The organism is Streptomyces sp. NPDC048590, from assembly GCF_043199535.1.
In the GTDB taxonomy this organism is placed as follows: Bacteria; Actinomycetota; Actinomycetes; order Streptomycetales; family Streptomycetaceae; genus Streptomyces.
Window position 1 is genome coordinate 253350 of the sequence record NZ_JBICWC010000009.1, and the last position, 15353, is coordinate 268702.

At 72.8% G+C, this 15353-nt stretch carries 10 protein-coding genes; 7 read left to right on the forward strand and 3 right to left on the reverse strand.

Annotation, left to right across the window (positions count from 1 at the left end; all coding sequences use genetic code 11):
• Positions 1-76: 76 nt before the first annotated feature.
• The 3 genes from ACGFNN_RS26110 to ACGFNN_RS26120 form a co-directional block, all read right to left on the reverse strand.
• Positions 77-1537: a glutamate synthase subunit beta gene (locus ACGFNN_RS26110; RefSeq protein ID WP_393559428.1), complete on the reverse strand. Its 1461-nt coding sequence runs from the start codon at positions 1535-1537 to the stop codon at positions 77-79.
• The gene (gltB, locus tag ACGFNN_RS26115) at positions 1530-6089 is read right to left on the reverse strand and encodes a glutamate synthase large subunit (RefSeq protein ID WP_393559429.1); all 4560 of its coding nucleotides are present in this window, start codon (positions 6087-6089) and stop codon (positions 1530-1532) included. Before gltB ends, ACGFNN_RS26110 begins: the two co-directional genes overlap by 8 nt.
• A 414-nt stretch (positions 6090-6503) precedes the next feature.
• Positions 6504-7235, reverse strand: coding sequence for a VIT1/CCC1 transporter family protein (locus ACGFNN_RS26120; protein WP_362543059.1), 732 nt, complete (start codon positions 7233-7235; stop codon positions 6504-6506).
• A gap of 223 nt (positions 7236-7458) precedes the next feature.
• Here ACGFNN_RS26120 and ACGFNN_RS26125 point away from each other — a divergent pair, with 223 nt between their 5' ends.
• The 7 genes from ACGFNN_RS26125 (at position 7459) to ACGFNN_RS26155 (ending at position 15308) form a co-directional block, all read left to right on the forward strand.
• Positions 7459-8607, forward strand: coding sequence for an ADP-ribosylglycohydrolase family protein (locus tag ACGFNN_RS26125; protein ID WP_393559431.1), 1149 nt, complete (start codon positions 7459-7461; stop codon positions 8605-8607).
• 65 nt (positions 8608-8672) lie between these two features.
• Positions 8673-9914: an ADP-ribosylglycohydrolase family protein gene (locus ACGFNN_RS26130; RefSeq protein WP_393559616.1), complete on the forward strand. Its 1242-nt coding sequence runs from the start codon at positions 8673-8675 to the stop codon at positions 9912-9914.
• Complete coding sequence (locus ACGFNN_RS26135; protein ID WP_393559433.1) at positions 9847-11046, forward strand: ADP-ribosylglycohydrolase family protein; 1200 nt, start codon at positions 9847-9849, stop codon at positions 11044-11046. The genes ACGFNN_RS26130 and ACGFNN_RS26135 overlap by 68 nt, the downstream gene beginning before the upstream one ends.
• Positions 11043-12410 carry an ADP-ribosylglycohydrolase family protein gene (locus ACGFNN_RS26140; protein WP_393559435.1) on the forward strand — a complete coding sequence of 456 codons (1368 nt, stop codon included), beginning with the start codon at positions 11043-11045 and terminating at the stop codon, positions 12408-12410. The genes ACGFNN_RS26135 and ACGFNN_RS26140 overlap by 4 nt, the downstream gene beginning before the upstream one ends.
• Entirely contained in the window at positions 12407-13291 is an 885-nt protein-coding gene (rbsK, locus tag ACGFNN_RS26145) for a ribokinase (RefSeq protein ID WP_393559436.1), read from the forward strand. The genes ACGFNN_RS26140 and rbsK overlap by 4 nt, the downstream gene beginning before the upstream one ends.
• A complete protein-coding gene (locus tag ACGFNN_RS26150) occupies positions 13288-14487 on the forward strand; it encodes a CaiB/BaiF CoA transferase family protein (RefSeq protein ID WP_393559438.1) in 1200 nt (399 codons plus the stop codon). Before rbsK ends, ACGFNN_RS26150 begins: the two co-directional genes overlap by 4 nt.
• Entirely contained in the window at positions 14484-15308 is an 825-nt protein-coding gene (locus tag ACGFNN_RS26155; RefSeq protein ID WP_393559440.1) for an HpcH/HpaI aldolase/citrate lyase family protein, read from the forward strand. The genes ACGFNN_RS26150 and ACGFNN_RS26155 overlap by 4 nt, the downstream gene beginning before the upstream one ends.
• Positions 15309-15353: the final 45 nt, after the last annotated feature.

Consider the following 15353-nt stretch of genomic DNA (forward strand, 5'->3'; position numbering starts at 1 on the left):
CATGTCCGGTCGGGGACGGGGGCGGGCGCCGCGTTCAGTTCCGTACGCCGTTGTACGGGACGTCTGTGTGCCGTGGTCAGACCATCAGGGAACGGTCCGTCGGGCGGATCGGGGCGGGCAGCGCGCTGGCCCCGGTCAGGTAGCGGTCCACGCCGCGTGCCGCGGAGCGGCCCTCGGCGATGGCCCACACGATGAGGGACTGGCCGCGGCCGGCGTCACCGGCGACGTAGACGCCGTCGACGTTGGTCGCGTAGTTCTCGTCGCGCGCGACGTTGCCGCGCTCGTCGAGCTCCAGGCCGAACTGCTGGACGAGGCCGTTGGCCTGGTCGGTGCCGGTGAAGCCCATGGCCAGGGTGACGAGCTGGGCCGGGATGACGCGCTCGGTGCCGGGCTTCTGCTCCAGCTTGCCGTCCTTGAACTCCACCTCGATGAGGTGGAGGGACTGGACGTTGCCGTCCTCGTCGCCCTCGAAGTGGGTGGTGGAGACGGAGTAGACCCGCTCGCCGCCCTCCTCGTGCGCGGAGGTGACCTTGTAGAGCATGGGGAAGGTCGGCCAGGGCTGGTTGGCGTTCCGGTCCTCGCCCGGCTTGGGCATGATCTCCAGCTGGGTGACGGAGGCCGCGCCCTGGCGGTGGGCGGTACCGACGCAGTCGGCGCCGGTGTCGCCGCCGCCGATGACGACGACGTGCTTGCCCTCGGCGGTGATCGGGGAGACCGTCAGGTCGCCCTCCTGCACCTTGTTGGCGAGGGGGAGGTACTCCATCGCGAAGTGCACGCCGTTCAGCTCGCGGCCCGGGACGGGCAGGTCGCGGGAGACGGTGGCGCCGGCGGCGATGACGACCGCGTCGTAGCGGCGGCGGAGCTTGGCGGCGTCGAGGTCCTTGCCGATCTCCACCTCCGTACGGAACTTGGTGCCCTCGGCGCGCATCTGCTCTATGCGGCGGTTGATGTGCGACTTCTCCATCTTGAACTCGGGGATGCCGTAGCGGAGGAGTCCTCCGATGCGGTCCGCGCGCTCGTAGACGGCGACGGTGTGACCGGCCCGGGTCAGCTGCTGGGCGGCTGCGAGTCCGGCGGGCCCGGAGCCGATGACGGCGACGGTCTTGCCGGAGAGCCGCTCGGGCGGCTGCGGGGTGACGTCGCCGCTCTCCCATGCCTTGTCGATGATGGAGACTTCGACGTTCTTGATGGTGACGGCCGGCTGGTTGATACCGAGGACGCACGCCGACTCGCACGGAGCGGGGCACAGGCGGCCCGTGAACTCCGGGAAGTTGTTCGTGGCGTGCAGGCGCTCGGACGCGGCCGTCCAGTCCTCACGGTAGGCGTAGTCGTTCCACTCGGGGATCAGGTTCCCGAGCGGGCAGCCGTTGTGGCAGAACGGGATGCCGCAGTCCATGCAGCGGCCGGCCTGCTTGCTGATGATCGGCAGCAGCGATCCCGGAACGTAGACCTCGTTCCAGTCCTTGACGCGCTCACCGACGGGGCGGGTCTTGGCGACCTCGCGTCCGGTGGTCAGGAAGCCCTTGGGGTCAGCCATTGGTCGCCGCCTCCATCATCTTCTCGGTGGTCTCCTGCTCGGAGAGACCGGCGAGCTCAGCGGCGTCCTTGGCGGCGAGCACTGCCTTGTAGGTGGACGGGATGATCTTGCTGAAGCGGGTGACCGCGGTGTCCCAGTCGGCCAGCAGCTTCTCGGCGACCGTGGATCCGGTCTCCTCCTGGTGGCGGCGCACGACGTCGTGCAGCCACTGCTTGTCGGTGTCGTCGAGGCCCTCGACGGCGGCGGCGTTGCCGGTGTTGACGTTGTCGAGGTCCAGGTCGACGACGTAGGCGATACCGCCGGACATGCCGGCCGCGAAGTTGCGCCCGGTCTCACCGAGGACGACCGCGTGTCCGCCGGTCATGTACTCGCAGCCGTGGTCGCCCACGCCCTCCGAGACGACCGTGGCACCGGAGTTGCGGACGCAGAAGCGCTCGCCGGTCCGGCCGCGGAGGAACAGCTCGCCGCCGGTCGCGCCGTAGCCGATGGTGTTGCCGGCGATGGTGGAGTACTCGGCGAGGTGGTCGGCGCCGCGGTCGGGGCGGACGACGACGCGGCCGCCGGAGAGGCCCTTGCCGACGTAGTCGTTGGCGTCGCCCTCCAGGCGCAGGGTCACGCCGCGGGGGAGGAAGGCGCCGAAGGACTGGCCGGCGGAGCCGGTGAAGGTGATGTCGATGGTGTCGTCGGGCAGGCCCGCGCCACCGAACTTCTTGGTCACCTCGTGGCCGAGCATGGTGCCGACGGTGCGGTTGATGTTGCGGATCGCGACCTGGGCCCGGACGGGCTGGGCGGCCTCGGGGCTGTCGGCGCCGAGGGCGTCGGCGGCGAGCTTGATCAGCTCGTTGTCGAGGGCCTTGGCCAGTCCGTGGTCCTGCTCGGCGATCTGGTGGCGCACCGCGCCCTCGGGGAGGTCGGGCACGTGGAAGAGGGGCTCGAGGTCGAGGCCCTGTGCCTTCCAGTGCGTGACGGCCCGGTCGGTGTCGAGGAGTTCGGCGTGGCCGACGGCCTCCTCGATCGAGCGGAAGCCGAGCTCGGCGAGGATCTCGCGGACCTCTTCGGCGATGAACTCGAAGAAGTTGACGATGTATTCGGCCTTGCCGGAGAAGCGGTCGCGCAGGACCGGGTTCTGGGTGGCGATGCCGACCGGACAGGTGTCGAGGTGGCAGACGCGCATCATGACGCAGCCGGAGACGACGAGCGGCGCGGTCGCGAAACCGAACTCCTCGGCGCCGAGCAGCGCGGCGATGACGACGTCGCGGCCGGTCTTGAGCTGGCCGTCGGTCTGGACGACGATGCGGTCGCGCAGGCCGTTGAGCAGCAGGGTCTGCTGGGTCTCGGCGAGGCCGAGCTCCCAGGGGCCGCCCGCGTGCTTGAGGGAGGTGAGCGGGGAGGCGCCCGTTCCGCCGTCGTGGCCGGAGATGAGGACGACGTCCGCGTGGGCCTTGGAGACACCCGCGGCGACCGTTCCCACGCCGACCTCGGAGACCAGCTTCACGTGGATGCGGGCCGCCGGGTTGGCGTTCTTGAGGTCGTGGATCAGCTGAGCCAGGTCCTCGATGGAGTAGATGTCGTGGTGCGGCGGGGGCGAGATCAGGCCGACGCCCGGGGTGGAGTGCCGGGTCTTGGCGACCCAGGGGTAGACCTTGTGGCCGGGCAGCTGGCCGCCCTCGCCGGGCTTGGCTCCCTGGGCCATCTTGATCTGGATGTCGTCCGCGTTGACCAGGTATTCGCTGGTGACACCGAAGCGGCCGGAGGCGACCTGCTTGATGGACGAGCGGCGTGCCGGGTCGTACAGGCGCTCGGCGTCCTCGCCGCCCTCGCCGGTGTTGGACTTCCCGCCGAGCTGGTTCATGGCGATGGCGAGCGTCTCGTGGGCTTCCTGGGAGATGGAGCCGTACGACATGGCGCCGGTGGAGAAGCGCTTGACGATCTCGGACGCGGGCTCGACCTCGTCGATGGAGATCGGGGTGCGTCCGCCCTGGAAGCCGAAGAGTCCGCGGAGCGTCATGAGGCGCTCGGACTGCTCGTTGACCCGTCCGGTGTACTTCTTGAAGATGTCGTACCGGCGGTTGCGGGTGGCGTGCTGGAGGCGGAAGACCGTCTCGGGGTCGAAGAGGTGCGGCTCGCCCTCGCGGCGCCACTGGTACTCGCCGCCGATCTCCAGTGCGCGGTGCGAGGCGGAGATGCCGGAGGCGGGGTAGGCCTTGGCGTGGCGGGCGGCGACCTCCTTGGCGACGACGTCGAGTCCGGCGCCGCCGATCTTGGTGGCGGTGCCGTTGAAGTACTGGGCGACGAAGGCCTCGTCGAGGCCGACGGCCTCGAAGACCTGGGCTCCGCGGTAGGACGCGACGGTGGAGATGCCCATCTTCGACATGACCTTGAGGACGCCCTTGCCGAGGGCGTAGATCAGGTTGCGGATGGCGAGCTCGGGCTCGATGCCCTCGATGAACGTGCCGGCGCGGACGAGGTCCTCGACGGACTCCATCGCGAGGTACGGGTTGACGGCGGCGGCCCCGTAGCCGATGAGGAGGGCGACGTGGTGGACCTCGCGGACGTCCCCGGCCTCGACCAGCAGGCCCATCTGGGTGCGCTGCTTGGTGCGGATGAGGTGGTGGTGGACGGCCGAGGTCAGGAGCAGCGACGGGATCGGCGCGTGCTCGGCGTCGGAGTGGCGGTCGGAGAGGACGATGAGGCGTGCGCCGTCCTCCATGGCCGCGTCGACCTCGGCGCAGATCTCCTCGATGCGGGCGGCCAGGGCGTCGCCGCCGCCGCTGACGCGGTAGAGGCCGGCCAGGGTGGCGGCCTTCATGCCCGGCATGTCGCCGTCGGCGTTGATGTGTATCAGCTTGGCGAGCTCGTCGTTGTCGATCACCGGGAACGGCAGCGTGACGTTTCGGCACGTCGCGGCGGTCGGCTCCAGGATGTTGCCCTGGGGGCCGATCGTGGAGCGCAGCGAGGTGACGAGCTCCTCGCGGATGGCGTCCAGCGGCGGGTTGGTGACCTGGGCGAAGAGCTGGGTGAAGTAGTCGAAGAGCAGCCGGGGGCGCTCGGAGAGCGCGGCGATCGGCGAGTCGGTGCCCATGGAGCCGAGGGGTTCGCCGGCGGTGCGGGCCATCGGGGCGAGGAGGACGCGGAGCTCTTCCTCGGTGTAGCCGAAGGTCTGCTGGCGGCGGGTGACCGAGGCGTGGGTGTGGACGACGTGCTCGCGCTCGGGGAGGTCCTCGAGCTCGATCTCGCCTGTTTCCAGCCATTCGCCGTAGGGCTGTTCGGCGGCCAGGGACGCCTTGATCTCGTCGTCCTCGATGATGCGGTGCTCGGCGGTGTCGACGAGGAACATGCGGCCGGGCTGGAGGCGGCCCTTGCGGACGACCTTGGCGGGGTCGATGTCGAGGACGCCGACCTCGGAGGAGAGGACGACGAGGCCGTCGTCGGTGACCCAGTAGCGGCCGGGGCGCAGACCGTTGCGGTCGAGGACCGCGCCGACCTGGGTGCCGTCGGTGAAGGTGACGCACGCCGGGCCGTCCCAGGGCTCCATCATCGTGGCGTGGTACTGGTAGAAGGCGCGCCGGGCCGGGTCCATGGAGGCGTGGTTCTCCCATGCCTCGGGGACCATCATCAGCACGGAGTGGGGCAGGGAGCGGCCGCCGAGGTGGAGGAGTTCCAGGACCTCGTCGAAGGACGCCGAGTCGGACGCGTCGGGGGTGCAGACGGGGAAGATCCGGTCCAGGTTCTCGGCACCGAAGAGGTCGGAGGCGAGCTGGGACTCGCGGGCCCGCATCCAGTTGCGGTTGCCCTTGACCGTGTTGATCTCGCCGTTGTGCGCGACGAAGCGGTACGGGTGGGCGAGCGGCCAGCTCGGGAAGGTGTTGGTGGAGAAGCGGGAGTGGACCAGCGCGACCGCGGTGGCGAAGCGGCGGTCGGAGAGGTCCGGGAAGAACGGCTCCAGCTGCCCGGTGGTGAGCATGCCCTTGTAGACGATGGTGCGTGCGGAGAGCGAGGGGAAGTACACCCCGGCCTCGCGCTCGGCGCGCTTGCGCAGGACGAAGGCCTTGCGGTCCAGCGCGATGCCGGTGCTGGTGCCGTCGGCGACGATCACCTGGCGGAACTCGGGCATGGTGGCGCGTGCGCCGTTGCCGAGGATGTCCGGCGTGACGGGGACCTCGCGCCAGCCGAGGACGTCGAGGCCCTCCTGGGCGGCGATCTTCTCGATGCGCTGGACGGCGGCGGTGGCGTCGTCCGCGGGGAGGAAGGCGATGCCGACGGCGTAGGAGCCGGCGTCGGGGAGTTCGAACGTGACCTCTTCGCGGAGGAAGGCGTCCGGGACCTGCAGGAGGATTCCGGCGCCGTCGCCCGAGTCGGGCTCGGATCCTGTGGCGCCGCGGTGTTCGAGGTTGCGCAGTACGGTCAGCGCCTGCTCGACCAGCTCATGGCTGGCCACACCGGTCAGAGTGGCCACGAACCCGACACCACAGGCGTCGTGCTCGTTACGGGGGTCGTACATCCCCTGCTGGACAGGGCGACCGTCCATGGGCGACCAGGCGTCGGAACGCATCGGCTCTCCCGTCGTCGTCGTGGCATGTGCTGTGCCGAGGGACGACGCTGGCCCTCTGCGAAATTTCGTGCAGGTTACATGATGGAACGCTTCTCAAAAAGCGAATAGTCCGTTCCAGCATGCGGACACCACGGAGTCGTGGTGCGAGTGGGTCACGATCGGACGGACCCTTGTGGATCACCGTCCGGGGAGACCGCAGAGTGCGGGCGTCGTTGCCCGCGAGTGTCTACGGCTCTTGCCCAGCGGTCATGGATTCGAAACCGCCGGGTAACGGCTACTTATGTGTAGCACTGCATAGCGTCTCACTTTAAGGGGGGCGCCTCCCGGAGCCCAGTGACGTGCGCCAAGACGTACGTCACACAGGTGCAACACCGGGAGCCGGCCAGGAAGTCCCGTCAGGGGGCCGGAACCCCCTCAGCCTGCGGCGACGCCGAAGAGTGTGCCCAGGCCGTAGGTGAGCGCGGCAGCGGCTCCGCCGAGCAGCAGCTGGCGCGCCCCGCTGAACCACCAGCTGCGCGCGGTCACCTTCGCGACCACCGCGCCGCACCCGAACAGGCCGGCGAGGGAGAGCAGCACGGCCGGCCAGAGCTCATCGGCGCCCAGGAGGTAGGGCAGTACGGGGAGCAGGGCGCCCAGGGCGAAGGCGCCGAAGGAGGAGACGGCGGCGACGAGCGGCGAGGGAAGGTCGCCCGGGTCGATGCCCAGCTCCTCGCGGGCGTGTATCTCCAGGGCCTGCTCCGGGTCCCTGGAGAGCTGGCGGGCGACCTCCTGGGCGAGCGCCGGTTCGACGCCGCGGGACTCGTAGAGCGCGGCGAGTTCCCGCATCTCGTCCTTGGGGTGCTTGCGCAGCTCGCGGCGTTCGACGTCGAGCTCGGCCTCGACGAGTTCGCGTTGCGAGGCGACGGAGGTGTACTCCCCCGCCGCCATCGAGAAGGCGCCCGCGGCGAGTCCCACGAGGCCGGTGATGACGACGGCCTGCTGGGAGACCGCGCCTCCGGCGACGCCCGTCATCAGCGCGAGGTTGGAGACGAGCCCGTCCATGGCCCCGAACACCGCGGGCCGCAGCCACCCTCCGTTGACGTCCCGGTGGGTGTGGTTGTCGCGGTGGGCCTCGTGCAGTACGGCGTCGGTCTCGATGATGGACACAGCTCTCCCCTTCTCCGGGAGCGGACCCCGTGGTCGTTCCTCCGCTCCGCAGAGTCGAAAGTACGCACGAAAAACGCCTCCCGCCAGCAAGGAAGGCCGTACTTACCCGTTCTGGCGCGCTCACCCGGTCGGCCTATTTGTACGAAATGCACGCCTCTCTTGACGGTGATCGGGGAAACCTCGCATATCCGGTGGAACCGGTTCGGAGCGAAGGGTCGGCACGATGGAGCTGAGGGCGGACGGTGCGGGGGACCGGGCACGGGGGGCGTTGCTGGGGCTCGCGGTGGGTGACGCGCTGGGCGCACCGGCGGAGAATCTGCGGCCGTCCGAGATCCGCCGCCGCTGGGGCCGTATCGAGGGCTTCGTCAGCGACGATCCGGCCGGGACGGACGACACGGAGTACGCGATCTTCTCGGGTCTGCTGCTGGCCCGGCACGGGTCGGCGCTCACCGTCGCCCATGTGGAGCGGGCCTGGCACCACTGGATCGCCGACCTGGACGAGGGGCCGTTCCGGGGCGCCGGGTTCAGCGAGCGCGGCACGCTGGAGAATCTGCGCCGGGGCCTGGCCGCCCCCATCTCTGCCCAGCACCGGCATGCCTGGAGCGACGGTCTCGCGATGCGGGCGGCCCCGTTCGGGGTGTTCGCCGCGGGGAGGCCGGCCGAGGCCGCCCGTCTCGTGGCGGTGGACGGGCGGGTCAGCCATGAGGGCGAGGGCATCTACGGCGGGCAGGCCGTCGCCGCGGGTGTCGCGGCCGCCATGGTCGGGGCCGGGCTCGCCTCGGTGATCGCGGCCGCGCTCTCGGTCGTGCCGATGGACTCCTGGACGGCGCGCTCGCTGCGCCGGGCGGTGACGGCCGCGCAGCGGACGTATCCGGACGCGGCGGCCGCCGAGCGGGCGGTGCGCTCGGCGGTGGTGATCGGCGGCTATCCGTGGACGGATCTGGCGCCGGAGGCGGTGGGTCTCGCGTTCGGCGCGCTCACTGCGGCGCGTGGCGACTTCCGTACGGCGGTACTGACCGCCGTGAACATGGGCCGGGACGCCGACACCACGGCGGCGCTGGCGGGGGCGCTGGCCGGGGCCCTGCACGGGGCGTCGGCGATCCCCCGCGAGTGGGCGTCGGCGATCGGGCCGGTGCGGGGCAGCTGCCTGCCGTCCATGCGGGGGTACCACGTGCTGGACATCGCGGAACTGCTGACCCCGGACGACGGGGAGGATCCGCCGGACGCGGCCCCGGTGACGGACGGGGAGTCCTCCGGGGCACCGCGCCCACCGCGCCGGAAGGCGCCGGTCCCGGTCCGGGCGGGGGCGTCGGTGCGGGAGACCTCCGCCGCCGCGGCCGCCGGCCACGACACCCGGCAGGACGCACGGTGACCGGGGCGCCGCGCTCCACCCAGGACGCGTCCCCGCCGGAATCCGCCCCGCACGTCACCGTCCGGATCGCCGCGGAGCGCACGCCCGGCGACCGGAGTGCGCCCGGCAGGCGGGCCAGGATCGAGGGCCTGCTGCTCGGACTGGCGGCCGGGGACGCCGCCGGCTGGCCGGCCGCGCGGCACCGGGCCGCCCGGATGCCCGAGTGGACCAGGCGCCTCACCAGGGAGCTGGACACCTTCGCGGAGCAGAACGCGACCACCACGCTGCCCGTCCCGATCGCGCTCAACCAGCCGCCGGAGCCGCTGCGCCTGGGGCCGTCCGACGACGCCGAATGGGCGGCGTTCGCGGCCCGCGCCGTGCTGGCGGCCGCCGCGGACCACGCTCCGGACCTCTCCCCCGGCCACCGGATGCGGGACGCCGTCGACCGGGCGTGGCACGCGCTCGCGGCGAAGGTGGCGGCGGCCAGCGCCCGGGCACCCGAGGTGGAGGCGGCCGTCCTGCCGCTCAGGGCCCGGATCTCCGTACGGGCCGGGCTCGGGAATCTGGCGGCGGGCCTGCGCCCGCCGGCCACCGGGCACGACAACCCGCACTACTTCGACGACGCCGCGTGTGTGCGGGCGGCGGTGCTCGCGGTCGTGCATCCGGGGGATCCCGCGGCGGCGGCGGAGCTCGCCGAGTTCGACGCCCGCTACACCCAGGACGGTGACGGGGTGCACGGTGCGCGGGCGATCGCCGCCGCCGTCGCCGAGGCGCTCGCCGGGGCGGACGTCGACACGGCGGTCGACGCCGCGCTCGACCGGCTTCCCGAAGGCACCGAGATCGCCCGGAACGCCGCGCACGCCGTTCGGCTGGCCCGCGAGTTCGCCGGTGAGGCGGCGGGCGCCTTCGCGCTCGTACCCGTGCTGGAGCATCAGATCGTCGACCACGTATACAGCTACGGGATCGCCGCCGCGGAGACCGTACCGGTGGCCCTGGCCCTCGCGACGGCCGCCCGGGGCGAGATCGCCCAGGCCGTCCCCGCCGCCGCCTGCCTCTCCCGGGTCGCGGATTCGGCACCCGCCCTGGCGGGGGCGCTGACCGGGGCGCTGGGCGGGGCGGCGACCGTACCGGCGGGCTGGCGGGAGGCGTGCCGGACGCTGGCGGGGTGCGCGCTGCCCCGCCTCGCGGGGACGGATCTCATCGAACTCGCCGGGCTGCTCGCAGCCACGGAACCAGCCGTTTCGGGTGGACAATTCCGGCATGACGGACACAACATCCGGCCGGTTCGCGGTCGGCACGCCCACCACCACGACACTCACCCTGGATGAACGCGTCACCGGCGCGCTCGTCGGCGCAGCCGTCGGGGACGCGCTCGGCGGCCCGGTCGAGGGCTGGACACCCGAGCAGATCGCGGAGCGCCACGGCGGCCGGGTGACCGGCATCGTCGGCCCCTGGTACGGCGACGACTGGCGCACCGCGCGGCCCATCGCCCCGTACCACAAGGGGGACGGGCACGTCACCGACGACACCCTGATGACCCACGCGCTGATCCGGGTCTACGAGACGGTGCGGGACCACCTCGACGCGTACGCGGTCGCCGAGCACCTCGTCCCCGACCTGATGTCGCGCCCGCGCTGGATCCCGGAGCTGGAGGCGGAGGCGCTGCCGCTCCAGCGGATCTTCCTCGCCGAGAAGTGGATCGTCACCCGGCTGCACTACGGCCACGCCGATCCCCGTGAGGCGGGCTCGGGGAACATCGTCAACTGCGGGGCCGCGATGTACATGGCCCCGGTCGGCCTGGTGAACGCCGCGAACCCGGAGGCCGCCTACCAGGAGGCACTGGACGTGGCGGGTGCGCACCAGTCCTCGTACGGGCGGGAGGCGGCCGGGGTGCTGGCCGCCTGTGTCGCCGCTGCCTGCGCCCCGGGCGCCACCCCCGGTTCCGTGGTGGAGACAGCGCTGGCGCTCGCGAAGGACGGCACCCGGTCGGCGATCGAGTCGGTGTGCGAGGTGGCGGCCCGTCACACCGACACGGAGTCGGCGCTGGTACCGCTGCGTGCGGCCGTCGCCCCGTTCGACACGGTCGGCCCGCACTACCGCGAACCCTCGCTGGGTGCGAGGCGGCCCTCCCGGCTGCACTCGATCGAGGAGCTGCCGATCGCACTGGGCATGCTGCTCGTGGGGGCCGGCGACTACCGCCGCACGGTGCTCGGCGCCGTCAACTACGGTCGCGACTGCGACTCGATCGCGACGATGAGCGGGGCGATCGCGGGTGCCCTGCACGGGGAGCAGGCGATCCCCGTGGACTGGGTGAAGACGGTCGCCGAGGCCAGCCGCCTGGACCTGCACGCCCCGGCGAAGGCGCTGGCGGAGGTCGCGCGCGAGGTGTTCGCCCGGGACACCGCCCGCCGCCGTGCGCACGAGGCGGCCTTCGCCGGCCTGGCGGGCGACGAGCGGTGACCGTACGCGTGACGTGGGTCCAGCCCGAGGACCTGATCGGCCACGAGCTGCGCCAGGCCGCGCAGGACGGCCGCGACGCGGGGGCGGTCGAACAGCGCTGGTACGCCGCGGGCGGACACGCCGCCCCCGCTCGGGCGGGTGCCTCGGATCCCCCGGCCCCTCGTCGGCTGCGCGCGCTCGCGGAGGAACTGCTGGACGAACTCGCGTCGCTGGACGTCCCCTCGGCGGCGGACGAGCCGACGGACCTGCCCTCGATCCGGGCGGCCTGCCCGCGCTGGCCGGCGCCGCCGGGCCGCCCGGTGTCCCTCGACAGCGACCGGCTCCACGCGGCCTGGCTGGGCCGGGCGGCCGGCTGCCTGCTCGGCAAACCGGTGGAGAAGCTGCCGCTGGAAGGGATCCGTGCCCTGGCGCGCGCCACCGGGAACTGGCCGCTGCGGACCTGGTTCACCGCACGGGGGCTCCCGGCCGATCTGGCCGCCGCCCATCCCTGGAACCGTCGCTCGGCACCCACCTCCCTCGCCGAGAACATCGACGGGATGCCGGAGGACGACGACCTCAACTACCCGCTATTGACCGTGCTGCTGCTCCAGCGCCACGGCCACGGGTTCAGCACCGCCGACCTCGCCCGGCTCTGGCTCGACGAACTGCCCGCGGGCCGTGTCTTCACCGCCGAACGCGTCGCCTACCGCAATCTCCTGGACGGCGTCGAGCCGCCGGACACCGCTGTGCGGCGCAACCCGTTCCGGGAGTGGATCGGTGCGCAGATCCGGGCGGACGTCCACGGCTGGACCCACCCGGGCGATCCGGGGGCGGCCGCCGGGCAGGCGCACCGCGACGCGGTCCTCACCCACACCGCCAACGGGGTGTACGGGGCGATGTTCACGGCCGCCGCCCTCGCGGAGGCCGCGGGCGGTGAGACGGACGTGCACGGCTGCCTGGCGGCCGGACTCCGTGTGGTGCCGCCCCGGTCCCGGTACGCCCACGCGGTGCGGCTGGGCATCGAGGCGGGCCGCTCGGAGGCGGACTTCGAGACCGTCGTGGACCGGCTCCACGACACCTACGCGTCCACCCACCACTGGGTGCACGTCCTGCCCAACGCGGCGCTGCTGGCCGCCGCCCTCACCCGTGCGAACGGGGACTTCTCACGTTCCGTCTGCCTCGCGGTGTCCGGCGGCTGGGACACGGACTCCAACGGCGCGACGGCCGGCTCGCTGGCGGGTCTGCTGGCCGGACGGGCACCGGCACTCCCCGACCGGTGGACGGCGCCGCTGAAGAACCGTCTCGCCACGTCCGTGGCCGGCATCGGCTCCATCGGCTTCGACACCCTCACGGAACTGACCTATCAGGAGGTAAGCCGCCCATGACAGCGATCGCGGTGCTCGGCAGCACCAACATGGACCTGGTCGCCTACGTCGCCCGGGCTCCCGGGCGCGGGGAGACCGTGACGGGACGGGAGTTCCGTACCGTCCCCGGCGGCAAGGGGGCGAACCAGGCACTCGCCGCGGCACGCGCCGGCGGCGACGTGGTGATGATCGGCGCGGTGGGGACCGACGAGTTCGGCTCGGCGCTCCGGGCGAACCTCGACCACGCCGGCGTGGACACCGAACTGCTGCACACCGTCGCCGGGCCGAGCGGCACCGCGCACATCGTCGTCGACGACGAGGGGTCCAACGCGATCGTGGTGATCCCCGGCGCCAACGGCACCATGACCTCGCTCGCGCCGGGCGACCGGGCCGCCGTAACCCGGGCGGACCTGCTGCTGCTCCAGCTGGAACTCCCCCTCGTCACGGTGACGGAGGCGGCACGGGCCGCGCGGGCCCGCGGAGTGCGCACCATCCTCACCCCCTCCCCCGTGCAGCCGCTGCCCTCCGAGCTCCTGGACTCCGTCGACCTGCTGGTCCCCAACGAGCACGAGGCGGCCCGGCTCACCGGGAAGGTGGAACCGCACGCGGCGGCCCAGCTGCTGCTCCGCCAGGTCCCCGAGGTCGTGATCACCCTGGGCGAGCGGGGCTGCCTGCACGCCGCGCGGGACACCGAACCGGTCCTCTTCCCGGCCCCCGAGGTCACCGCCGTGGACACCACCGGCGCCGGGGACACCTTCGTCGGCGCGCTTGCCGTGGCACTCGGCGAGGGAAGGGCGGCCCCTGACGCGGTGGCATGGGCGTCCAAGGCCGCCGCGCTCTGCGTGGGGAGGCACGGCGCCTCCACGTCCATGCCGTACCGCGAGGAGATCGATGCCTCATGAATGCTGCTGGGACGGCGCCCCTCGCCGGTCTGCGGGTCCTGGACCTCGCCACCCTCTTCGCCGGGCCGCTCGCGGCCACCATGCTCGGGGACTTCGGCGCCGAGGTCGTCAAGGTGGAGCACCCGCGCAAGCCCGACCCCTCACGCGGGCACGGCCCCGCCAAGGACGGCGTCGGGCTGTGGTGGAAGCTGCTGGGCCGCAACAAGCGGACCCTGACCCTGGACTTGTCGTCACCGGGCGGGCGGGACGTGCTGCTGCGGCTGGCCGCGGAGACGGACGTGGTCGTGGAGAACTTCCGGCCCGGCACCCTGGAGCGCTGGGGGCTGGGCTGGGAGGAGCTGCGGGCCGTCAACCCGCGGCTGGTGCTGGCCCGGGTCACCGGCTTCGGCCAGTCCGGCCCGTACGCCCACCGGCCCGGCTTCGGGACCCTCGCCGAGGCCATGAGCGGGTTCGCCGCCGTCACCGGGGAGCCGGACGGCCCGCCGACCCTGCCGCCCTTCGGGCTCGCCGACTCGATCGCGGCGCTGGCCACGGCGTACGCGGTGATGACGGCGCTGGCGGGGCGGGACCGCACCGGCGCCGGGCAGGTGGTGGACATGGCGATCATCGAGCCCATCCTGACCGTGCTCGGACCGCAGCCCCTCTGGTACGACCAGCTCGGGTACGTCCAGCCCCGGACGGGCAACCGCTCGCGCAACAACGCGCCGCGCAACACCTACCGCACCGCGGACGGGCACTGGGTCGCCGTCTCGACGTCCGCCCAGTCGGTCGCGGAGCGCGTGATGCGCCTGGTGGGGCGCCCGGAGCTGATCGAGGAACCGTGGTTCGCGGCCGGGACCACCCGGGCCGAGCACGCGGACGAACTGGACGAGGCGGTGGGCCACTGGATCGCCCGGCGCACCCGGGAGGAGGCGGTGGACGCCTTCGAGAAGGCGGAGGCGGCGATCGCGCCGATCCACGACGTGCGGGACGTGATGGAGGACCCCCAGTACCGGGCGCTGGGGACGATCACCGAGGTCGACGACCCGGAGCTCGGACCGCTACGCATGCAGAACGTGCTGTTCCGGCTCTCGGAGACACCGGGGGCCGTCCGCTGGGCCGGCCGGCCGCACGGGGCCGACACGGACGAGATCCTGACGGAGCTCGGTCTCACGGCGCCGGCGATCGCGGCGCTGCGGGCGGAGGGGGCGCTGTGACGGGGCCGGTGGTGGCCCTCACCTGGCTGTACGTGCCCGGGGACCGGCCGGAGGTGGTCCGCAAGGCACTCGGGTCGGGCGCCGACGTGGTGATCGTGGACCTGGAGGACGCGGTCGCCCCCGACCGCAAGGAGTACGCGCGCTCCGCGACGGCGGAGCTGCTCTCCGACCCGGTGACGGTGGATCCGGCGGCGGTCCCCGTCCATGTCCGGGTCCACGGCGAGGCCGATGTGAAGGCGCTGGCGGGGCTGCCGGGGCTGTCCGGGATGCGGCTGCCCAAGATCACCCATGCCGCCTCGGTCCACCATGTCGCGGCTCTGGCGCCGGGGGTGACCCTGTACCCGTTGCTGGAGTCCGCGCTGGCCATCGAGCACGCGTACTCGATCGCCGGCGCGCACCCCACGGTGCGGGGCGTCGCGCTGGGCGAGGCCGATCTCCGTGCGGACCTGGGGGTACGGGACGACGCGGGGCTGGACTGGGCGCGCAGCCGGGTGGTGATCGCCGCGCGGGCGGCTGGGCTCGATCCGCCGGTGATGTCGGTCTTCCCCGACGTCAAGGACGTGTCGGGGCTGCGGGCGTCCTGCGCGCACGGCCGGGATCTCGGTCTGCTCGGCAGGGCGGCGATCCATCCCCGGCAGCTTCCCGTCATCGAGCGGGCCTTCCGGCCGACGGCGCGTGAGGTCGAGGCCGCGGAGCAGGTCCTGGAGGCGTCGCGGACCGGTGGCGCGGGGGCACAGGCCCTGCCGGACGGAAGGTTCGTCGACGCCGCGGTCGTGGCGACGGCGGCCCGGACGCTCGCTCTGGCGGGGCGCCGCCGCTGAGACCGACGGACGAAGGGGCCGCCGGACCGTGCGGTCCGGCGGCCC

What these genes read in the sequence shown, in the direction of transcription:
- ACGFNN_RS26110 (WP_393559428.1), bottom strand. Translation starts at nt 1,537, where the DNA reads ATGGCTGACCCCAAGGGCTTCCTGACCACCGGACGCGAGGTCGCCAAG.
- gltB (WP_393559429.1), bottom strand. Translation starts at nt 6,089, where the DNA reads ATGCGTTCCGACGCCTGGTCGCCCATGGACGGTCGCCCTGTCCAGCAG.
- ACGFNN_RS26125 (WP_393559431.1), top strand. Translation starts at nt 7,459, where the DNA reads ATGGAGCTGAGGGCGGACGGTGCGGGGGACCGGGCACGGGGGGCGTTG.
- ACGFNN_RS26135 (WP_393559433.1), top strand. Translation starts at nt 9,847, where the DNA reads ATGACGGACACAACATCCGGCCGGTTCGCGGTCGGCACGCCCACCACC.
- rbsK (WP_393559436.1), top strand. Translation starts at nt 12,407, where the DNA reads ATGACAGCGATCGCGGTGCTCGGCAGCACCAACATGGACCTGGTCGCC.
- ACGFNN_RS26150 (WP_393559438.1), top strand. Translation starts at nt 13,288, where the DNA reads ATGAATGCTGCTGGGACGGCGCCCCTCGCCGGTCTGCGGGTCCTGGAC.